Origin of the sequence: Kitasatospora sp. NPDC094019, assembly GCF_044764505.1 — a bacterium.
Lineage (GTDB): Bacteria > Actinomycetota > Actinomycetes > Streptomycetales > Streptomycetaceae > Kitasatospora.
Genome location: NZ_JBIWIF010000003.1, coordinates 518,310 through 537,616, shown reverse-complemented (window position 1 = coordinate 537,616; position 19,307 = coordinate 518,310). Strand labels below are relative to the sequence as shown.

The 19,307-nt window shown below is 73.6% G+C and carries 18 protein-coding genes; 10 read left to right on the top strand and 8 right to left on the bottom strand.

Annotated features, from left to right (window positions below; translation table 11 throughout):
- Nucleotides 1-127: 127 nt before the first annotated feature.
- The 3 genes from ACIQ9P_RS10045 to gcl all read right to left on the bottom strand — a co-directional run bounded on the left by ACIQ9P_RS10045 (nt 128) and on the right by gcl (nt 3,192).
- Complete coding sequence (locus ACIQ9P_RS10045; protein ID WP_402352735.1) at nt 128-619, bottom strand: glutathione peroxidase; 492 nt, start codon at nt 617-619, stop codon at nt 128-130.
- 98 nt (nt 620-717) lie between these two features.
- Nucleotides 718-1,266 (bottom strand): pyridoxamine 5'-phosphate oxidase family protein, encoded by a 549-nt coding sequence (locus ACIQ9P_RS10040; protein WP_402352645.1) that lies wholly within the window; start codon nt 1,264-1,266, stop codon nt 718-720.
- A 144-nt stretch (nt 1,267-1,410) separates the two neighbouring features.
- Nucleotides 1,411-3,192, bottom strand: coding sequence for a glyoxylate carboligase (gene gcl / locus ACIQ9P_RS10035; RefSeq protein WP_402352642.1), 1,782 nt, complete (start codon nt 3,190-3,192; stop codon nt 1,411-1,413).
- 777 nt (nt 3,193-3,969) lie between these two features.
- On the opposite strand from gcl, the gene ACIQ9P_RS10030 reads away from it, so the two are divergent.
- The 4 genes from ACIQ9P_RS10030 to ACIQ9P_RS10015 all read left to right on the top strand — a co-directional run bounded on the left by ACIQ9P_RS10030 (nt 3,970) and on the right by ACIQ9P_RS10015 (nt 7,430).
- The gene (locus tag ACIQ9P_RS10030; RefSeq protein WP_402352732.1) at nt 3,970-5,460 is read left to right on the top strand and encodes a SulP family inorganic anion transporter; all 1,491 of its coding nucleotides are present in this window, start codon (nt 3,970-3,972) and stop codon (nt 5,458-5,460) included.
- A gap of 81 nt (nt 5,461-5,541) precedes the next feature.
- Entirely contained in the window at nt 5,542-5,847 is a 306-nt protein-coding gene (locus ACIQ9P_RS10025) for an MTH1187 family thiamine-binding protein (RefSeq protein WP_402352639.1), read from the top strand.
- A gap of 94 nt (nt 5,848-5,941) precedes the next feature.
- The gene (locus ACIQ9P_RS10020; RefSeq protein WP_402352636.1) at nt 5,942-6,532 is read left to right on the top strand and encodes a TetR/AcrR family transcriptional regulator; all 591 of its coding nucleotides are present in this window, start codon (nt 5,942-5,944) and stop codon (nt 6,530-6,532) included.
- Nucleotides 6,533-6,659: 127 nt separating this feature from the next.
- Complete coding sequence (locus ACIQ9P_RS10015; RefSeq protein ID WP_402352633.1) at nt 6,660-7,430, top strand: SDR family NAD(P)-dependent oxidoreductase; 771 nt, start codon at nt 6,660-6,662, stop codon at nt 7,428-7,430.
- A gap of 78 nt (nt 7,431-7,508) precedes the next feature.
- Here ACIQ9P_RS10015 and ACIQ9P_RS10010 read toward each other — a convergent pair whose 3' ends face one another.
- Nucleotides 7,509-7,784, bottom strand: a complete 276-nt coding sequence (locus ACIQ9P_RS10010; protein ID WP_402352630.1) for a helix-turn-helix domain-containing protein — start codon at nt 7,782-7,784, stop codon at nt 7,509-7,511.
- 128 nt (nt 7,785-7,912) lie between these two features.
- Here ACIQ9P_RS10010 and map point away from each other — a divergent pair, with 128 nt between their 5' ends.
- The 3 genes from map to ACIQ9P_RS09995 all read left to right on the top strand — a co-directional run bounded on the left by map (nt 7,913) and on the right by ACIQ9P_RS09995 (nt 10,666).
- Nucleotides 7,913-8,680, top strand: a complete 768-nt coding sequence (gene map, locus ACIQ9P_RS10005) for a type I methionyl aminopeptidase (RefSeq protein ID WP_402352627.1) — start codon at nt 7,913-7,915, stop codon at nt 8,678-8,680.
- Nucleotides 8,681-8,910: 230 nt separating this feature from the next.
- A complete protein-coding gene (locus ACIQ9P_RS10000; RefSeq protein ID WP_402352624.1) occupies nt 8,911-9,813 on the top strand; it encodes a universal stress protein in 903 nt (300 codons plus the stop codon).
- Nucleotides 9,806-10,666 (top strand): universal stress protein, encoded by an 861-nt coding sequence (locus ACIQ9P_RS09995; protein ID WP_402352621.1) that lies wholly within the window; start codon nt 9,806-9,808, stop codon nt 10,664-10,666. The genes ACIQ9P_RS10000 and ACIQ9P_RS09995 overlap by 8 nt, the downstream gene beginning before the upstream one ends.
- 48 nt (nt 10,667-10,714) lie before the next feature.
- Here ACIQ9P_RS09995 and ACIQ9P_RS09990 read toward each other — a convergent pair whose 3' ends face one another.
- Together ACIQ9P_RS09990 and ACIQ9P_RS09985 are read right to left on the bottom strand one after the other, a co-directional pair.
- Nucleotides 10,715-11,629 (bottom strand): hypothetical protein, encoded by a 915-nt coding sequence (locus tag ACIQ9P_RS09990; RefSeq protein WP_402352618.1) that lies wholly within the window; start codon nt 11,627-11,629, stop codon nt 10,715-10,717.
- Complete coding sequence (locus ACIQ9P_RS09985) at nt 11,626-12,660, bottom strand: SPFH domain-containing protein (RefSeq protein ID WP_402352615.1); 1,035 nt, start codon at nt 12,658-12,660, stop codon at nt 11,626-11,628. The genes ACIQ9P_RS09990 and ACIQ9P_RS09985 overlap by 4 nt, the downstream gene beginning before the upstream one ends.
- A 159-nt stretch (nt 12,661-12,819) precedes the next feature.
- Here ACIQ9P_RS09985 and ACIQ9P_RS09980 point away from each other — a divergent pair, with 159 nt between their 5' ends.
- Nucleotides 12,820-13,887: a hypothetical protein gene (locus tag ACIQ9P_RS09980; RefSeq protein ID WP_402352612.1), complete on the top strand. Its 1,068-nt coding sequence runs from the start codon at nt 12,820-12,822 to the stop codon at nt 13,885-13,887.
- 217 nt (nt 13,888-14,104) lie between these two features.
- Nucleotides 14,105-16,501, top strand: coding sequence for a transglycosylase domain-containing protein (locus ACIQ9P_RS09975; RefSeq protein WP_402352609.1), 2,397 nt, complete (start codon nt 14,105-14,107; stop codon nt 16,499-16,501).
- A 145-nt stretch (nt 16,502-16,646) separates the two neighbouring features.
- Here ACIQ9P_RS09975 and ACIQ9P_RS09970 read toward each other — a convergent pair whose 3' ends face one another.
- Both ACIQ9P_RS09970 and ACIQ9P_RS09965 read right to left on the bottom strand, forming a co-directional pair.
- Nucleotides 16,647-17,933 carry a glycerophosphodiester phosphodiesterase gene (locus ACIQ9P_RS09970; protein WP_402352606.1) on the bottom strand — a complete coding sequence of 429 codons (1,287 nt, stop codon included), beginning with the start codon at nt 17,931-17,933 and terminating at the stop codon, nt 16,647-16,649.
- Between the two features lie 275 nt (nt 17,934-18,208).
- Complete coding sequence (locus ACIQ9P_RS09965) at nt 18,209-18,424, bottom strand: hypothetical protein (RefSeq protein WP_402352603.1); 216 nt, start codon at nt 18,422-18,424, stop codon at nt 18,209-18,211.
- Between the two features lie 308 nt (nt 18,425-18,732).
- Between ACIQ9P_RS09965 and ACIQ9P_RS09960 the strand changes: the two genes are divergently transcribed.
- Nucleotides 18,733-19,299: a DJ-1/PfpI family protein gene (locus tag ACIQ9P_RS09960; RefSeq protein ID WP_402352600.1), complete on the top strand. Its 567-nt coding sequence runs from the start codon at nt 18,733-18,735 to the stop codon at nt 19,297-19,299.
- The last annotated feature ends 8 nt before the right edge of the window (nt 19,300-19,307 follow it).

Here is a 19,307-nt window from a genome sequence, read left to right as displayed (position 1 = left end):
CGCCGGACGAGTGGCCCGGCGTCGACCCGCGGCCGTGTCCGCAGCGGCGCCCCCTGAACGAGAAGGCGGTACCACCGGGACGACCGGTGGTACCGCCTTCTCGGCCCGTCGCTGCGGGCGGCGTGGCTCAGGCGGTCGGCAGCACGGCCTCGATCGCGGCGATGACCTCGTCCGCCTCCGGCTCGGTGCGCGGCCGGATCCGGGCGGCCACGGTGCCGTCCGGCGACACCAGGAACTTCTCGAAGTTCCAGGAGACGTCCCCGGCCTCGCCCTCGGCGTCGGCCGTCTCGGTCAGCCGCGCGTACAGCGGGTGCCGGTCCTCGCCGTTCACATCGGTCTTCTCGAACAGCGGGAAGGTCACGCCGTAGGTGGTGGAGCAGAAGGTCTGGATCTCCTCGGCGCTGCCCGGCTCCTGACCGGCGAACTGGTTGGACGGGAAGCCCAGCACGGTGAAGCCGCGCTCGGCGTACCGCGCCTGGAGCCGCTCCAGGCCCGAGTACTGCGGGGTCAGGCCGCACTTGGAGGCGACGTTGACGATCAGCAGCGCCTTGCCCTTGTAGTCGCCCAGCGAGGCGGCCTCGCCGGTCAGCGTGCGCAGCGGGATGTCGTACAGGCTCACGGTGGTGTTCCCCATTCGGCGGAAGTGGTGGTCATCGGTGGTGCGGCGGCGGGCGGGCCCGCGCCGGTACGGTATCCCGCCCGGCGTGTCCCACCTGCTCAACCACGACCGGGCAGCGGGTGTTCCGGGGCGGGCGGCCCGGTCTGCGGTACTTCCCCGCCCTGCCGCAGCTCCCCGGCCCGCCGCCGCTCCAGGGCGGCGATGTGCGCGGTGACGGCGGAGAAGTCCGCGCTCAGCCAGCGCTCCGGGCGCATCCGCACGGTGACGTCGGCCGTCAGCTGCTCGGCGGTGGCCGTCAGGTACGCCTCGGCGGTGGCGGGCGGCAGGTAGCGGTGGGCCAGCGCGGCGCGCTCGGCCGGGTCGATGCCGTCCTCGATCGCCACCACCGGCCCGCTCACGCTCACGTACCGGCAGGGCGTCTCCTCCTGCTGCGCGCAGAGCGTGAACCGCCGGGCCGCCCGGATCCGGCGGGCCTTCACCGACTGCCGCCCGGTCAGCACGGTGACCAGCCCGCCGGGCCGGTAGGAGTACCAGATCGGCACCGAGAGCGGGGCCTCGGCGTGCTCCGCGCCGGCGACGGACAGGACGCCGACGTGCACGCCGGCCAGGAAGCGCTCGCACGCGGCGCGGGTCATCGAGAAGGGCACGGCGGGGCCTCCCGGGGCAGCCGGTCCGCGCGCGGAATCGCGCCCGGGCGTTCCCCGGTACGTACCCGCACGACCCGGGGGCCGAACACCGGACGGCCGTTCGGCCGCGCGGCGCCCGACCCCCTCGGGGCTCCGGGCAGGGGGTCAGACCGACAGCGGGCGGATCGCCGTCGGGGCGTGCTCCGGGAGGGTGGCGACCTCCTCCCACTCCATCACCTTGTCGATGTCGGCCGCGCCCATCGAGATGTTGGTGACCCGCTCCAGGATCGCCTCGACCACGACCGGCACCCGGAACTCGGCGGCCAGCTTCTTGGCCTCCTCGAAGGCCGGCAGCAGCCCCTCCGGCTCGGTGACGCGGATCGCCTTGCAGCCCAGGCCCTCGGCGACCCGGACGTGGTCCACGCCGTAGACGCCCAGCTCCGGCGCGTTGATGTTCTCGAACTCCAGCTTGACCTGGAAGTCGATGTCGAAGTTCCGCTGCGCCTGCCGGATCAGCCCCAGGTAGGAGTTGTTGACCAGCACGTGGATGTAGGGAATGCGGTGCTGCGCCCCGACCGCCAGTTCCTCGATCATGAACTGGAAGTCGTAGTCGCCGGAGAGCGCCACGACCTGGCCCTCGGGGTCGGCGGTGGCGACACCCAGCGCGGCCGGGATGGTCCAGCCGAGCGGACCGGCCTGGCCGCAGTTGATCCAGTGCCGCGGCTTGTAGACGTGCAGCAGCTGCGCGCCGGCGATCTGGGAGAGGCCGATCGTGGTGACGTACCGGGTCTCCGGGCCGAACGCCCGGTTCATCTCCTCGTAGACCCGCTGCGGCTTCAGCGGCACGTTGTCGAAGTGGGTGCGGCGCTGGAGCCGCTCCCTGCGCTCCTGGGTGGACGCGGCCCACTCGGACCGGTCCTTGAGGGTGCCGGCGGCCTTCAGCTCCCGGGCGACCTGCACGAAGAGCTCCAGTGCTGCGCGGGCGTCGGAGGCGATGCCGAGCGCGGGGGCGAAGATCCGGCCGATCTGGGTGGGCTCGATGTCGACGTGGACGAAGGTCCGGCCCTCGGTGTAGACGTCCAGGCCGCCGGTGTGGCGGTTGGCCCAGCGGTTGCCGATGCCGAGCACGAAGTCGGAGGCGAGGAAGTTCTCGTTGCCGTACCGGTGCGAGGTCTGCAGGCCGACCATGCCGGCGTTCAGCGGGTGGTCGTCCGGGACGATGCCCCAGCCCATCAGGGTCGGCACCACCGGGACGCCGGTCAGCTCGGCGAACTCCAGCAGCAGCCCGGCGGCGTCGGCGTTGATCACTCCGCCGCCGGCCACGATCAGCGGCCGCTCGGACTCCTGGAGCAGCGCGATCGCCTTCTCGATCTGGATCCGGTTGGCGGTGGGCTTGTAGACCGGCAGCGGCTGGTACGCCTCCGGGTCGAAGTCGATCTCGGTGAGCTGGACGTCGATCGGCAGGTCGACGAGCACCGGGCCCGGGCGGCCCGAGCGCATCAGGTGGAACGCCTGCTGGAACACGCCGGGGACCTGCGCGGCCTCCAGCACGGTGGTGGCGGCCTTGGTGACCGGCTTGGCGATCGAGGCGATGTCGACGGCCTGGAAGTCCTCCTTGTGGAGGCGGGCGACCGGGGCCTGGCCGGTGATGCACAGGATCGGGATCGAGTCGGCGATGGCCGAGTAGAGCCCGGTGATCATGTCGGTGCCGGCCGGTCCCGAGGTGCCGATGCAGACGCCGATGTTGCCCGCGGCGGCGCGGGTGTAGCCCTCGGCCATGTGCGAGGCGCCCTCGACGTGGCGGGCCAGCGTGTGCCGGATGCCGCCGGACGCCTTGAGGGCGGCGTAGAAGGGGTTGATGGCCGCGCCCGGCACGCCGAAGGCGACGTCGACGCCTTCGAGCTTGAGGATCTCCACGGCCGCGCGGGCGGCTGTCATTCGGGGCATCGGGTCTCTCCTGCGTCGGCCCGCAGTGGGTCGGAGGGCTCATCTCCAGAATTCCACCATACGGAAGAACGGTTTCTGTATGTGGAATAAAAGTAGGACGGGGGTCGTCGGGGCGTCAAGGGGGCTTTCAACAGAATGTGGAACCCGTGCGGAGGGGGAGTCGGTCGGTCACCCGCTCGACCAGCGAACGCGCGTACCCGCCATGAGCTCGCATTTCGGCCCGGATGCGTCGGTGGCGTGCGATTGCCATGGAGGCACGGTGTGCGAGGTCGGCAGGCTCCGAAGTGCTGGGTACCGTCGGTCCCACGCCGGGCCCGTCATGGTTGCCATGTTCAACAAGGGGGCGCGGTACGGGGGTTCACGAGGGTCGGGGGCCGTCCGGGGGCGAGCGGGGGAGCTCCGGTCGCCGGTCCCGTCCAGCACGCTCGCCGCGCCGGCGCATTCGCCGCGCCGTCGCCGCACCGCGCCACTGTCGCACCGCGCCATCGCCGCCACCAGCGGCACACCGCAGCAACGCGCCCGCCGCCGATGCGTCGCCCGCGACGCGCCGCCCCGCCGGGCGCGTGGAAGGAAGCTCCCCATGCCTCGACGATGTGCCCTGCCCGCCTGTCCTGCCGTCCTCGCCGTCCCTGCCGTCCCCGTTCGTGGCGCCGCCCCTCGGGCGGTGTGCCGGTGAACGGTCTGCCTCGACGGCGGAAGACTCCGCCCGCCGCCCCGTCCTTCCGTTCCCACCTCCGCTCCCGCTCCCGTGCCCGTTCACGGCGCGGCCCGGCCGCCGTGCTGCGCGCCGTGCCCTGGCGGTACGACCTCCCCGCCTCCCTGGTCGTCTTCCTGGTCGCCCTCCCGCTCTGCGTCGGCGTCGCCGTCGCCTCGGGGGTGCCGGCCGAACTCGGCCTGGTCACGGGCATCGTCGGCGGCCTGCTGGTCGGTGCGCTGCCCGGCAGCAGCCTCCAGGTCAGCGGCCCGGCCGCCGGTCTCACCGTCCTCGTCCACGAAGCCGTCCAGCAGTACGGCGCGGGCGCCCTCGGCGTCCTGGTGCTGCTCACCGGTCTGCTCCAACTCGCCATGGGCGCCCTGCGGTTGGGCCGCTGGTTCCGTGCCATGTCGGCGTCCGTGGTGCACGGCATGCTGGCCGGCATCGGCCTCACCCTGCTGCTCGGCCAGCTCTACGCGCTCGCCGACCGCCGGGCCCCCGGTACCGGACCGGAGAAGATCGCCGGCCTGCCCGCGCTGCTGCGCGACGCCGTCACCGGGGCCGCCGACCGGGGCGCCCTGGCGCTCGGCGTCGCCACCCTGCTGGTGCTGGTCGGCTGGAAGTACCTGCCGCCCCGGCTCGCGCGTGCCGTGCCGGGCCCGCTGGGCGCGGTCGGCCTGGCCGCCGCCGTCACCGCCCTGTTCGACCTGCCGGTCGCCCGGGTCGAGGTGGCCGGGCTGCTCGACGTCCTCCAGCTCCCCGACCGCGCCGCCCTCGGCGCACTGGCCACCACGGCCGGGGCCGGCACCGTCCTCGCCTTCACCCTGATCGCCTCCGCCGAGACGCTGTTCAGCGCGGCCGCCGTCGACCGGATGCACCACGGCCCGCGCACCGACTACGACCGCGAACTCACCGCCCAGGGCATCGGCAACGCCCTCTGCGGACTGCTCGGCGCGCTCCCGATGACGGCGGTAATCGTCCGCAGCGCGACCAACGTCCAGGCCGGCGCCCGGACCAAGGCGTCCCGCGTCCTCCACGGCGGCTGGCTGCTGCTCTTCACCGCCCTGCTGCCGGGCGCGCTCGGCCTGGTCCCGCTGACCGCGCTCGCCGCCGTCCTGGTCCACGCGGGCGCCAAGCTGATCCCGGTCCGGCGGACCGTCGCGCTCTGCCGCGAACACCGGGGGGAGGCGGCGGTGCTCGCCGTGACCGCCGCCTCGATCCTCGCCACCGACCTGTTCGAGGGCGTGCTGATCGGCATCGGCCTGGCCGTCGCCAAGTCGGCCTGGCAGACCTCCCACCTCCAGATCGGCGTCGAGGAACGGCCTGCCGCGTCCGGTGCGGAGGAATCGCCGCTGCGGGTCCGGCTCAGCGGCAACGCCACCTTCCTCCGGCTGCCCCGGCTGCTCGACACCCTCGAACGCCTCCCCGCGGACCGCCCGGTCGAACTCGACTGGTCCGGGCTGCGCCACCTCGACCACGCCTGCACCGTCGCGCTCACCGCCTGGGCCGCCCAGCACCGCGCCCGCAGCAGCGCCCCGCTGGCGGTCGACCCGCCGCTGCCGACCGTCGTCTGACCCGCTGGTTAGGCTGGTCGCCCGGTGGCCGGGGCCCGACCCGGGCCTCGGCACCGGGGAGTCGTGGGAGGAGACGGAGCCGTGATCGCTGCCTTTTCGGTCACCCCGCTGGGGGTCGGCGAGGATGTGGGGGAGGCGGTGGCCGCCGCCGTCCGGGTGGTCCGCGCGAGCGGGTTGCCGAACCGTACGGACGCGATGTTCACCAGCATCGAGGGGGAGTGGGACGAGGTGATGCCGGTGATCCGGGAGGCGATCGAGGCGGTGAAGACCTACAGCAACCGGGTCAGCACCGTCATCAAGATCGACGACCGGGCCGGGGTGACCGACGGGCTGACCCGCAAGGTCGCCACCGTGGAGCGCCATCTCGCCGGGTCCGCCGAGGACTGAGGCCCCGGTGCGCCCCGCCCCTTGCCGGGGCGGGGCGCCCGGTCCTCCACATCTATTCTTGACCGACCGATCTGGAATCGACTACCTTTCAGCTATGGTACGGACCAAGGAATTCGACCCCGACGCGGCGCTCCAGTCGGCCCTGGAGCTGTTCTGGCGGCGTGGCTACGAGGCCACCTCGATGGCCGAACTGGTCGAGCATCTGGGGATCGCCCGGGCCAGCGTCTACGCCACCTTCGGCAGCAAGCGCGAGCTCTACCTGCGGGCCCTGGAGCGGTACGGCCAGCAGCAGCAGCCGGTCCTGCTGGCCGAGCTGTCGCAGCCGGGTCCGGTGCTGCCGGCCGTCCGGGCCCTGGTCCGCCGGTTCGCCGCCGAGTCCGCGGCGGACGGCGAGGGCGGCCCGCACCGGGGCTGTTTCGTCACCAACACGGCGGTCGAACTGGCTCCGCACGACCAGGACGCGGCCCGCCGGGTGGAGTCCAACCTGCTCCACCTGGAAACGGTGCTCACCACGGCGCTGGTCCGCGCCCGCGCCCAGGGCGAACTGTCCGAGGGGCGCGACCCGCAGGCGCTGGCCCGGATGCTGCTGGTGCTGTTCCAGGGCATGCGGGTGATCGGCAAGGCCGGCGAGGGCTCGGCCCGGCTGCGCGACGCGGCGGACCAGGCCCTGACCCTGCTCGACTGACCGGTCCCCTGGCCGCTCGCGGCTTTCGTTCCGTCCCTTTCCTCCCCCCTTCTTCTTCCTCCCTCCTTCTTCATGTCCTTATTCTGAACCGAACGGTCAATTTAGACCTCGATCGAGGAGTATCTCCATGTCCCGCAGCACCACCCGCTTCACCGGCAAGTCCGTCCTGGTCACCGGCGGCGGCAGCGGCATCGGCCGAGCCGTGGCCCTCGCCTTCGCCCGGGAGGGCGCCCGCGTCGCCGTCGCCGGCCGCACCGCCGAGGCCCTGGCCGGGACCGTCGCCCTGATCGAGCGGGAGGGCGGCACCGCCGTGGCCCTGGTCGGCTCGGTGGCCGACCCCGCGGACGCCGCCCGCCTGGTCCGGGAGACCGTGGAGCGGCTGGGAGCCCTCGACATCGCCGTCAACAACGCCGGCGTACTCGGCGGCATAGCCCCCATCGCCGACGTGGCGGAGGAGGAGTGGCGGCGCGTCATCGACATCAACCTCAACGGCACCTGGTACGCGATGAAGCACCAGATCGCCCACCAGCGCGCCAACGGCGGCGGGGCGATCGTCAACATCGCCTCCAACCTGGGTACCCACATGCGGCTGGAGAACCTCGGCGCCTACGCCGTCTCCAAGGCCGCCGTGGCCACCCTCACCCGCAGCGCCGCCCGCGACCACATCGCCGACGGCGTGCGGATCAACATGGTCAGCCCGGGCCCGATCGACACCTCCATGTCCACCCGCCCCGGCGAGAACACCTCCGACAAGGCGGACCGGATGAAGGGCGACGTCCCCGTCGGCCGCGCCGGGGCCGTGGAGGAGGTCGCGGCCGCCGTCCTGCACCTCGCCTCCGCGGAGTCGGCGTTCACCGTCGGCGCCGACCTCGTCCTCGACGGCGGCATCACCGCCTGACCGGCGCCGACCCCCCCGGGGCCCGGGGGGCCGCGTCCCGGGGCCGGCCCCCCACCCGGCCCCGGTCCGTCGGCCGGGTCAGGCCGACAGCGCCGCGCCCTCGTCCTCGTTCGGGAGTACCGCCGCCGCGGCGAGCTGGTCCAGCGACAGTCCCAGCGTGTACGCCAGCGCCGCGACGGTGAAGAACGAGGGTGTCGGCGCGCGCCCGGTCTCGATCTTGCGCAGCGTCTCGGCCGACACCCCGGCCGCCGCCGCCACCTCGACCATGCTGCGCCCGCCCCGGGCCTCGCGCAGCAGCACGCCGAAGCGCTCACCGCGCTCGCGTTCCCCGGGGGTCAGCGGAGTCCTCACCATGCCCCCGATGGTAGGCCACCCGGGTTGCCGGGCGTCCAGCCCCCCGTTCGCGCCCTCGTGTCGGCCCGACCTCCTCGACCGTGATACAAATACCGGTATAAGAATTGGAGCCATGTCCGGAGGGTCCCATGGTGGAGTTCAAGTCGGAGGCGGCGCTGGCCGCGATGCGGGAGTCCGGGCGGGTGGTCGCCACGGCGCTGGCGGCGGTCGAGCGCGCGGCCGGGGTCGGGGTGAGTCTGCGCGAACTCGACGAGGTGGCCCGGGAGGTGCTGCGGGAGGCGGGGGCGACCTCGCCCTTCCTCGGCTACCGTCCGGCCTTCGCCCCGGTGCCCTTCCCCGCCGTCATCTGCGCCTCCGTCAACGACGCCGTCGTGCACGGGATCCCGACCGGCTACCGGCTGCGCGAGGGCGACCTCGTCAGCATCGACTGCGGCGCGCTCCTGAACGGCTGGGCGGGCGACGCCGCCGTCAGCTTCACCGTCGGCCCGCCCCACCCCGAGGACCGGCGGCTGATCGACACCGCCCGCCGCGCCCTGGAGGCGGGCATCGCCGCCGCGGTGGTCGGCAACCGCACCGGCGACATCGCCCACGCCATCGGCACCGTCGCCCGCGGCGAACGCTACGGCCTGCTGGAGGGCTACGGCGGCCACGGCATCGGCCGCCGGATGCACGAGGACCCGCACCTCCCCAACGAGGGCCGCCCGGGCCGGGGCTACCCCCTGAAGCCGGGCCTGGTCCTCGCCATCGAACCGATGCTCATCGCGGGCGGCACCGACACCCACACCACCGACCCCGACGGCTGGACCCTCCGCACCACCGACGGCACCCGCGCCGCCCACGTCGAACACACCGTCGCCATCACCTCCACCGGCCCCCGCGTCCTCACCCTCCCCTGACCGGCGCCCCGAACCGTTCGTGATCGGAAGCTTGTCAGCGTGTGACCCGGTTCGAGCACCTCGAGAGCGGCGGGGTGGTCGAACGGAATCCCGACCGCCGGACCCTTTGCCCGGGACCACCGGACGGGTGGTGGGGACCTTGGACTCTGGGTGGGGTGGGACGGGGGTGGGGAGGGTGAGGGTGCGGGCGAGCGCGTGGTTCGTCCGGGTCCGGTTGGGTGGAGGCGGTTGTGAGCGGGTTCGTCGTGGTCGGGGTGGATGGGTCGGGCGAGAGTCTGGCGGCGTTGGACTGGGCGGCGGAGGAGGCGGTGGGGCGGGGTGCCGGGCTGCGGGTGGTGCTGGCATGGCCGGACGTGGTGACGCCGTTGTCGGTGCTGGGGGCGGTGGAGCTGGCGCACCGGCAGGCGGAGGTGACGTTGCGTGAGGCGGAGCTGCGGGTGCGGGAGCGGTGGCCGGAGCTCGCGGTGGTGGCGGTGCGGGTGCCGCAGGACCCGGTGCGGGCACTGGTGGCGGAGACGGCGGAGGCGGAGCTGCTGGTGCTCGGGTCGCGGGGGCTCGGGGCGGTGGCGGGCTTCCTGGTCGGGTCGGTGGGTCAGCGGGTGCTGGCCAGGTCGGACGTGCCGGTGGTGCTGGTGCGGGAGGGGCGGGCGGAGGGCGGCGAGGTGGTGGTCGGCGTCGATCCCTACCAGGGGGCGGCCGAGGTGCTCGGCCACGCCTTCGCGGTGGCCGAGCGGCGCGGGCTGCCGGTGCGGGCGGTGTACGCCTGGACGCTGCCGGTGGCGTACCAGTACGCGGGCATCGCGGCGAGCGTCGACGTGTCCGGCGAGATGCAGACCTTCGCCGAGGGTGAGCTGGCGCGGCTGGTCCAGCCGTGGCGGGAGGCGCATCCCGGGGTGACAGTGGTCGAGGAGGTCCTGAACGCGCGCCCCGCCAAGGTGCTCGCGGAGCGGGCGGCGGCGGGCGCGGAGCTGGTGGTGGTCGGGCGGCGGGTCCGCCGGTCGCCGCTGGGCGCGCACCTCGGTTCGGTCGCGCACGCCGTGCTGCACCACGTGCCGTGCCCGGTCGCGGTGGTGCCCTACGAGCGCACCCAGGAGCGCACCCCCGACGAGACGCAGGAGGCGGGCGATGAGTGACCCGGTGCTGGTGGGGGTGGACGGTTCGGAGGCGAGCCTGGCCGCGGTGGACGTCGCGGTCCGGGAGGCGCGGCTGCGGGGCTGCGGCCTGCGGATCGTGCACGCGTTCATCTGGCCGCTGATGCATGTCTCCCTCGGTCCGGCCGAGGGCGGCCCGGAGGAGGGCGGGCTGCGGCACCAGGCGGAGAACGTGCTGGCGGACGCCGCGGCCCGGGCCCGGGCGCTGGATCCGCGACTGGAGATCGGCACCGAGCTGGTCACCGGCGAGCCGCTGACCGTACTGGCCCGCCGGTCGCGGGACTCCTGCCTGGTCGTGGTCGGCAGCCGGGGGCTGGGCCGGTTCGGCGCGCTGCTGATCGGTTCGGTGGCCGTGCACCTGGCCGCGCACGCCGCCCGCCCGGTGCTGATCGTCCGTGGGCGGCCGGAGCCGGACGGTCCGGTGCTGGTGGCGGTGGACGGCTCGGGGGTGGGCGCGGAGGCACTGGGTTTCGCCTTCGCGGAGGCCGCCGCCCGCCGGGTGCCGTTGACGGCGCTGCACGTGGCGCACCCGAGCGCGAGCTGGCCGGACCAGGAGGAGCGGGTCCTCGCGGAGGCGCTGGCCGGTTGGCGGGAGAAGTACCCGGACGTGGAGCTGCGGTCCGAACTGGTCGAGGCGCACACCCGGCCGGCCCTGATCGGGGCGAGCCGGGCGGCGCAGCTGCTGGTGGTCGGCGCCCGGGGGAGGGGCGGGTTCGCGGGCATGCTGCTGGGGTCGACGAGTCAGGCGATGATCCAGCACGCGCACTGCCCGGTGGTGGTGGTCCGGCACGAGGAGCATCCGGCGCCGGCTCCGGCGCCCACCCGCGACGCGTAGCTCGCGACGCGTGGCCCGCACCGAGTGGCCCGCGACGCGTCGGGCCGCTCAGCCGAGCAGCCGCAGCCGGGTGGCCGCGACGCCCACCCGCACCGTCTGCCCCCGGACGAGGTCCAGCGCGTCGCTCTCGACGCCGTCGCCGAAGGCCACCAGCCGGTCCGACTCGACGGTCAGGACGAGCCGTTGCTCCCCGTCGAGCAGGCCGTGCACCCGGGTGGTGCCGGTGGCGGGGGAGGGCCACGCCTCGCGGACGAACCAGGCGAGCGCCGGGTCGGCGGGCGCGGGCAGGGCGAGCGGACCGCCGCGGTCCTGCCAGACGGAGCGGCACCAGCCGGTGCCGCCGGTACCGGTGCCGACCAGGACCCCGGACGATGCCTGGGCCTCGTCCCCGTCCGGTGCGCCGGGGTGCTGTTCGACGGCCAGCCGGTAGCGCGCCGTCTGGTGGCCGGGCTGGCCGACGTAGACCTCGTTGAGCGCGAGCAGCCGCTGGGTGTCGTCGGCGACGGCCTCGACCATGGTGCGTTCCTCGGTCCGCCGGTCGGCGCCGGGGCCGACGGCGGCGGGGAGGAGACGCGGCAGGTCGAGGGCGCGGTGGCGGACCAGGACCCCGGGGTTGCGGCCGGGTTCGGTGTCCACGCCGATCACGGGCTGTCCGCCGAGGTACTTGGCGACGTTGGCGACCAGGCCGTCCTGGCCGACCACGACGACGACGTCTTCCGGTTCGAAGAGGAACCGGGGCAGGTCGGCGCGTTCGACCCGGGTGCGGCGCCAGTCGAGCGGGACGGCGCCGCCCGCCCGGGCGAGCGCCTCCTCCTGCCGGGCGTGGCGCCGTTCGATCTCCTCGACCGACCGGCCCCGGCTGTTCAGGAAGTAGGCGGCCTGGCCGGGCGTCCCGTGGTGGGCGACCAGCTCCTGGTACTCGCTGCGGCGGTGGACCAGGACGGCCCGGGGTGCGAGCGTCACCGTCCGCCCCCGTCGGTGCCGCCGGTGAGCGGGCCGGACGTCGCGCCGAGCTTGGCGAGCAGCCCGGTGAGCACGTCCGGGGTGAGGGTGAGGCTGTCGATCCGGGGCAGGTGCTCGGCCAGCCGCATCAGCGCGAGCGCCCGCAGCACCGCCGGGTCGGCCTGCTGGTGGGCGGTGAGCCAGGCGGCCTCGGCGGCGGCCTTCGCCTCGCCGAGGGCGCGGGCGGCCTCGGCCTCGGCGCCGGCGAGGCGGGTGCGGCGCTGGGCCTCGGCGTCGGTGCGGATCCGGTCGGCGACGGCCTCGTCCTCGGCCTGGCGCTGGGCGTTGGCGCCCTCCTGGGTGATCAGCTGTTCCTGTCGCCGGGCGAGCTCGATCCGGTTGGCCAGCTCGTTCTCGGCGATGCCGCGTTCGTGCTCGACGGCGACGGCGCGCCGTTCGAAGGTGGCCCGGTCGGCCTCCTGCTGGACGAGTTCCCGGGCGGGGGTGCGCAGGGCGCGTTCGACGTCCGGTTCGGGGCGGAGGGCGACGACGCGGACGGAGATGACCGCGAGCCCGGTCTCGGCGAGGCGGGGCTCGGCGGCGAGGCCGGCGGTCATCCGCTCGCGGACACCGGCGATGCCGTCAGCCAGGGCAGCGGCGAGCGGGGTGCGGGCGAGCAGGCCGAGGGCGTGCTGCTGGGCGGTCTCGGTGAGCAGGGTGGCGAGCTGGTCGAGCGGGGCGGAGCGCCAGGCGCCGGTGTCGGGGTCGATGCCGAAGTCGACGCGGGCGGCGGCGGTGGCCGGGTCGGTGATCCGGTAGGTGAGGGTGCCCTGGACGGTGACGTCCTGGAAGTCGGCGGTGCGGGCGTGGAAGAGCATCGCGAGTTCGCGGTCGTCGACCGGCACCTCGGAGAGGGCGGCGGTGAGCGGGCGGAACCAGAAGGCGAGCCCGGTGCCGTCGTGGGCGAGCCGACCGCGGCGGACGTGCCGGATGTGGGCGGTGGGGCGGGCGCGCAGGTGGCGCAGTCCGAAGCGCTTGGTGATGTCGGCCATGGCGACTCCTTTTCGTCGCACTGACGATATTGAAGCCGAAGGGATCTCGTCAAGGTGACGAAAAATGATCCCCCGGTGGAAGGAGGGCGGGACGTGCGCGCCGAACGAACGGGCAACCGGCCGGGAGGGCGGCCGTGGGAGGATCGAACGGTGCTGAGGATGCGAACGACCAGGCTCCCCGCCGCGCTGCTCGCCGCGGCCTGCGCCACCGCCGCGGTGGCTGTCGGCGCCGGTGCCACCGTCGGCGCCCCGTCCGCACACGCGGCCGACCCGGGCGGCCAGGTCTTCACCATCGCCGACCCCAGGATCACCGAGTCCAGCGGCCTCGCCGCGAGCCGGCAGCACCCCGGCGTCCACTGGACCCACAACGACAGCGACGACGGCCCGTACGTCTACGCGATCGACTCCCAGGGCCGTACGGTCGCCACCGTCACCCTGCGGGGTGTCGAACCCCGCGACGTCGAGGCGATCTCGCTCGGCCCGGACGGCCGGCTCTACGTCGGCGACCTCGGCGACAACCTCGGCGGGAAGTGGCCCGAGGTCTGGATCTACGCCTTCGCCGAACCCGCCGAGCTCCACGACCAGGCGGTCGACGTGACCCGCTACAAGGTCCGCTACGAGGACGGCCCGCGCGACGCCGAGGCGCTCATGGTGCACCCGGTGACCGGCCGCGCCTACATCGCCAGCAAGAAGCAGGGCGGCGGCGCGCTCTACCAGGGCCCGGAGAAGCTCTCCCCGACGGGCGTGAACACCTTCCGGAGGATCGCCGACGCGCCCTGGACGACCGACGGCGCCTTCTCGCCGGACGGCACCCGGCTGGTGCTGCGCGGTTACTTCTCGGCGACCCTCTACCGCTGGAAGGACGGCATGCCGGGCGATCCCTCGCCGCTGTCGGTGCCGTTCCAGCGGCAGGGGGAGTCGGTCACCTTCACCTCGGACGGGAGGGCGCTGCTCTACGGCACCGAGGGCAAGGACAGTCCGGTCTGGCGTGCGCCGCTCGACGACGCGCAGCTCCCGGACACCGTCGAACCCCTGCGGAGCGCCACGCCGGCGCCGTCGGACTCCTCGGGCCCGGCGGCGCCGGCGTCCGGTGCGGCCGCCCCGCCGTCGACCGCCGCCGGGGACGGCCCCCCGGCGAGCACCGGGGACAAGGCGCTCGGGGTGGCGTTCCTGGCCGCGATCGCGATCGCGGTGCTCGGACTGCGGCGCAAGAAGCGCGGGGGCTGAGGGCCGGATCCCGGTGCCCGAAGGCGCACCGCCCGGACGTCCGCCCGTTCTTGATCGAGTCCCGTCGAGCGTGGGCGAACGACCTGCCCCCGGAACGGGCCGGCCCGTCGGCCGTCCCGGGCGCCACGCCCAACGCCGGTGATCTGTCGCCGATTTGTGACAAAGGTTGGCCAACACCGGCCCCACGGGCGGTTTTCGTGGACGTAGTGTTCCGACTATGTCACGGAGAAGCCGCCGCACGCCCTCTTCGGAGCCCCACGACACCTGGGTCCCGCGCCCCCGGCGCCGCGAGACCCCGCTCGGCCTGCTCGGCCACGGCGTGAAGTTCCTCGGTTACAGCACCCTGGCGGGCGTCCTGCTCGCGGGCATCGCCCTGCCGGCCGCCGGCGCGCTCGGGCTGGGCATGAAGAGCGGTGTCGAGGAGTTCGACAGCATCCCCGCGGACCTGAAGACCCCGGCCCTGACCCAGGCCAGTTGGATCTACGACGCCAAGGGCCAGCAGATAGCCAAGGTCTACGAGCGCGACCGCCGGGTGATCACCGGCGAGGAGATGGGCACGCTGATACGCCAGGCCCAGGTGGACATCGAGGACGCGCGCTTCTACGAGCACGGAGCCGTCGACCTCAAGGGCGTCCTGCGGGCCATCACCAAGAACGCGGAGAGCGGCACCGCCGTCCAGGGCGCGTCCACCCTCACCCAGCAGTACGTGAAGAACGTGAACGTGGAGAAGGCCGGCGACGACCCGGTGGCGGTGCTGGAGGCCCAGCGCAAGACCCTCGGCCGCAAGGTCCAGGAGCTCAAGTACGCCATCAAGCTGGAGGAGGAGCTGACCAAGGACCAGATCCTCACCAACTACCTGAACATCACGTACTACGGCCAGCAGGCGTACGGGATCCAGGCGGCCGCCCAGCGCTACTTCAGCAAGAACAGCAAGGACCTCACGGTCGCCGAGGCCGCGACCCTGGCCGGACTGGTGCAGAACCCCTCCCAGTTCGACCCCAAGGCCCACCCCGAGGCGTCGCGCAAGCGCCGGGACGTGGTCATCGACAAGATGGTCGAGAACAAGCACCTCACCCCGGAGCAGGCCAAGGAGGCCAAGTCCGGGCCGGTCGCCCTGCACTACCAGGCGCCGCAGAACGGCTGCATCACCGCCGACGCGGGCATGGGCTTCTTCTGCGACTACGTCCGGCACGTGATCAAGCAGGACCCGGTCTTCGGCAAGACCGCCGCCGAGCGCAAGAAGCTGTGGGACCAGGGCGGCCTCTCCATCCACACCACCCTCGACCCGGTGAAGCAGGCGGCCGCGCTCAAGGCCGTGACCACCAAGGTGAAGGTCACCGACCAGGTGTCGGCGGCGATGACCATGGTCGAACCGGGCACCGGCAAGATCCTGGCGATGACCCAGACCCGGCCGTACGGGATCGACCCGGCGAAGAACCAGACCGTCGTCAACTACAACGTGGACGCGGCGATGGGCGGTGGCAACGGCTTCCAGCCCGGCTCCAACTTCAAGCCGATCGTGGCCGCCGCCGGACTGGAGGCCGGGCTGACGTCCACCCAGTCCTACTCCGCGCCGAACAAGATGGACTGGCCGACGATGACCACCTGCGAAGGCACCTGGAAGAACCTGGAGAAGGGCAAGAAGGGCGGCGCCATCCCCAACGAGTCCGCGGGCGAGGTCGGCCCGTACGAACTCAAGGAGGCGATGGCGCTCTCCGTCAACACCTACTTCGTGCAGATGGAGCAGGAGATCGGCCTCTGTGCCGTCAAGCAGATGGCCAACAAGCTGGGTGTCGCGGGCAAGGCCAGCGGCAAGCCGCTGCAGGAGCTGCCCGCCCTCGGCCTGGGCACCCAGGAGGTGAGCCCGCTGGTGATGGCCAACGTCTACGCGACCTTCGCCAACCGCGGCACCTACTGCACGCCGGTCGCGATCAGCAGCATCACCACCATGGACGGCAAGGACGTTCCGGTCAGTCCGACCAAGTGCGACCGGGTGCTGTCCGAGAGCACCGCCGACATCATCAACACCGTGCTGCTCGGGGTCACCGAGAAGGGCGGCACCGCCCGTGACCTGGGCCTGGACGGCGACCGGCAGATCGCCGGCAAGACCGGTACCTCCGACGAGAAGAAGTCGGCCTGGTTCAGCGGTTACACCGGCAACCTGGCCGCCTCGGTCTGGCTGGGCGGCCCGGCCGGCGGCGTGCCGATGAAGAACATCCGGATCGGCGGCAAGTGGTTCGACGAGGTCTTCGGCGCCACCGGCCCGGGGCCGATCTGGCAGATGGCCATGAACGACGCCGTCCGGGGCATGCCGGAGAAGGAGTTCGAGACCGTCTACATCCCCAACCCGCCGCCGAAGCGCGACCCCTCGGCGAGCCCGGGCTCGGGCAGCGGCTCGCCGGGGACGTGGCCCGGCGGCCAGCCGACCGACGTCGCCCCGACCTGGCCCGGCGGACGCACCCAGGCCCCCGGCCGTCCGCCCACGCGCAAGCCCGCCCAGCCCACCACCCAGCAGGACCAGCCGACGCAGCAGGACCAGGGGCAGCAGGGCCAGGCACCGCAGGGACAGGCACCGCAGGGCCAGGGGCAGCAGACCCAGCCCGAGGACCAGTAGACGGCGCCGCGCCCCGGAACGTCGACGGACGTTCCGGGGCGCGGCGGTTCGGCGGTGGGCCGGCCAGGCCGGTCAGGTGAGTGCGGTCGGCGCGGTCGGCGCGGTGTCCGGACAGTGCGGTGTCCGGACACCCCGGTCGGTCCGGTCAGTGCGCGCCCTTGGCGTCCCAGAAGTCCTGGCGGGCCAGCACGCTGGTGTCGGTCTGGTCGGTGAAGAAGCCGTCCACCCCGAGCTCGTACAGGTACTTCGCCCAGCCGATCGCGTCGCCGTAGGCGTTGGGGTCGGTGCCCCGGCGGTAGTCCAGCGGCAGGAAGGCGTTCTCGTTGCGCACCGTGTACGGGTGCAGCAGCAGGTCGGCCGCGTGCGCGTCCCGGACCAGGGTGGTCGGCGGCAGCAGCTTGCCGGCCGCGTCGACCGGGGCGATCAGGGTGGTGGTCGGGCCGATGCCGTGCGCGAAGCCCGCGATCCAGCGCAGGTTCTCGGGCTTCACCAGGTCGGCCACGGTGCGCTTGTCGCCCGACAGCACGAAGTCGTACGGCTGGCTGGTGGGACCGCTGAGCAGGAAGATCTTCGGGTTGTCGACCAGCTTGGCGAGCCGCTGCAGGCTGCTCGGCTCGAAGGACTGCAGGATCGCCCGGCCGTTGCGCCCGGCCAGCCCGGTGCGGCGCAGCTCGTCGACGAGGCGCTCCTCCAGCGGCAGCCCGATCGAACGGAAGTAGCTGGGGTGCTTGGTCTCCGGGTACACCCAGACGTCCCGGCCGAGCTCGCGGCCGCGCTTGCGGGCGAAGTCGGCGACCTCGCGGAAGGTCGGGATCGCCCAGCGGCCGTCGTAGAGCGTGTTGCGCTGGCGCTGCAGCGGCAGCCGCTCCTTGGCGCGCAGGGTGCGCAGCTCGGCCAGGGTGAAGTCCTCGGTGAACCACCCGGTCTGGGTGACACCGTCGATGGTCTTGGTGGTGCGACGGCCCGCGAACTCGGGGTGGTCGGCGACGTCCGTGGTCTCCACGATGTTGTTCTCGTGCCGGACCACCAGCTGGCCGTCCTTGGTGGGGACGAGGTCCGGCTCGATGACGTCCGCGCCCAGCCGCAGCGCCAGGTCGTAGGAGCCCAGGGTGTGCTCGGGGCGGTAGCCGGGGGCGCCGCGGTGACCGACGATCAGCGGGTGCGGCAGGCGGTCCAGACCGGTACCGGTGCGGACCGGCGGGCGGGTGCCGGCCGGGCGGTCGGACGCGACGCCGCGCTCGTCGTCGGCGCCGGACCGGTCCGTGCCCGGCTGGTCCCCGCCGGGGGCGGCGAACGCCTCCCCGGACCCGGCGGCGAGGGCCGCCGCGCCGAGACCGGCGGCGCCGGTGGCCCGCAGGAAGGTGCGGCGGGAGGAGGAGGTGCCCTCGGCGGACTCCGCCGGGGCGCCGCCGTCGGTCGGACGGTACGTCATGGAAGCTCCTAGCTCGCGCGGATGGCGTCGAGGTGTCGGTGTCGCGCTTGGGCGTCGGGGTGTGGCTGCCGCCCGCAGACTAGGAGCAGTCCCGCCCCGCCGGGTGGCTGTCGGGCGAACTGCGGGAGAAGTTCCGGCACCTACCGTCCCTGCCGGGCCCGGCGGGTGCGGCCGAGAGGACAGGCGTGGCGGACGGGTCGGACGCGTCGGACGTGGCGGTGGCCGGTCGCGGTCAAGCGCCGCGGCCGGTCACCGTTCCTCCGGCGAGGGGTACGTCAGCCGCTGACCTGGCAGAGGCCGTAGGACTTCTCGGCGTGCAGCAGTGCCTCCACGTCCCCGTAGCCGAGCTGCTTGTAGGTGTAGTAAGCCACGGTGTACTCGACGTCGCACCGCTTGCCGGCGGCCGAGGCGCCCGGCGCGACCGAGATACCGCCGACCACGGCGGTCGCGGCGACCGCGAGCACGGCGAGCGAACGGGACAGACGGGTCATCAGCGGAATCCCTTCGAGGTGGTTCCCCGGGTGACCGGGCTGCGCCGATTCTGACCCGGAGGGCGGCCGCCGTCCCATCCCCGGATCCTGGGATGCGAGGGCCCGCCGGCCCGCGGGAAGGGGGCGTCCGCGGGGGGCGTGTGCCGCCGAAGGGCGGCGCGCGGGAGCGCGGTCGGCGTGGTCTGTGCCCGGTGCGCCCCGTTGCGCGGGTGTGACGGGTGCGGAAGGTTGGTCCCGGCCCGTGCCGGGCTCCCCGGCCCGGGCCGGAACCAGGTCCGACGATCGATCGATTCGGAGGGATGTCGGCGATGGCATCGAAGATCCTGCTCGTCACCGGGGACGCCGCGGAGTCGCTGGAGGTGTTCTACCCGTACCAGCGGCTGCGCGAGGAGGGCTACCAGGTCGACATCGCGGCACCGACCCGCAAGCGGCTGCAGTTCGTGGTGCACGACTTCGTCGAGGGCTACGACACTTACACCGAGAAGCAGGGTTACACCTGGCCCGCCGATCTGGCCTTCGCCGAGGTGGACCCGGCGGACTACGTCGCGCTGGTGATCCCGGGCGGCCGCGCGCCCGAGTACCTGCGCAACGACCCGGAGGTGCGGCGGATCGTCCGGCACTTCTTCGAGAGCGAGAAGCCGGTCGCGCAGATCTGCCACGGCCCGCTGGTGTCGGCCGCCGCCGGGGTGCTCGGCGGGCGGACCAGCGCCGCCTACCCGGCCCTGGAACCGGATGTGACGGCGGCCGGCGCGACGTACGTGGACGGCGAGGCGGTGGTCGACGGTGTGCTGGTCTCCGCCCGCGCCTGGCCCGACCACCCGGCGTGGCTGCGGGCGTTCGTCGAAGTCCTGCGGGTCAAGGCCCCGGTCGCCTGACCTCCTGC

What these genes read in the sequence shown, in the direction of transcription:
- ACIQ9P_RS10015 (WP_402352633.1), top strand. Translation starts at nt 6,660, where the DNA reads ATGTCCCGCAGCACCACCCGCTTCACCGGCAAGTCCGTCCTGGTCACC.
- ACIQ9P_RS09985 (WP_402352615.1), bottom strand. Translation starts at nt 12,660, where the DNA reads ATGGCCGACATCACCAAGCGCTTCGGACTGCGCCACCTGCGCGCCCGC.
- ACIQ9P_RS10020 (WP_402352636.1), top strand. Translation starts at nt 5,942, where the DNA reads ATGGTACGGACCAAGGAATTCGACCCCGACGCGGCGCTCCAGTCGGCC.
- ACIQ9P_RS09995 (WP_402352621.1), top strand. Translation starts at nt 9,806, where the DNA reads ATGAGTGACCCGGTGCTGGTGGGGGTGGACGGTTCGGAGGCGAGCCTG.
- map (WP_402352627.1), top strand. Translation starts at nt 7,913, where the DNA reads ATGGTGGAGTTCAAGTCGGAGGCGGCGCTGGCCGCGATGCGGGAGTCC.
- ACIQ9P_RS09980 (WP_402352612.1), top strand. Translation starts at nt 12,820, where the DNA reads ATGCGAACGACCAGGCTCCCCGCCGCGCTGCTCGCCGCGGCCTGCGCC.
- ACIQ9P_RS09975 (WP_402352609.1), top strand. Translation starts at nt 14,105, where the DNA reads ATGTCACGGAGAAGCCGCCGCACGCCCTCTTCGGAGCCCCACGACACC.
- ACIQ9P_RS09960 (WP_402352600.1), top strand. Translation starts at nt 18,733, where the DNA reads ATGGCATCGAAGATCCTGCTCGTCACCGGGGACGCCGCGGAGTCGCTG.
- ACIQ9P_RS09965 (WP_402352603.1), bottom strand. Translation starts at nt 18,424, where the DNA reads ATGACCCGTCTGTCCCGTTCGCTCGCCGTGCTCGCGGTCGCCGCGACC.
- ACIQ9P_RS10010 (WP_402352630.1), bottom strand. Translation starts at nt 7,784, where the DNA reads ATGGTGAGGACTCCGCTGACCCCCGGGGAACGCGAGCGCGGTGAGCGC.
- ACIQ9P_RS09970 (WP_402352606.1), bottom strand. Translation starts at nt 17,933, where the DNA reads ATGACGTACCGTCCGACCGACGGCGGCGCCCCGGCGGAGTCCGCCGAG.
- gcl (WP_402352642.1), bottom strand. Translation starts at nt 3,192, where the DNA reads ATGCCCCGAATGACAGCCGCCCGCGCGGCCGTGGAGATCCTCAAGCTC.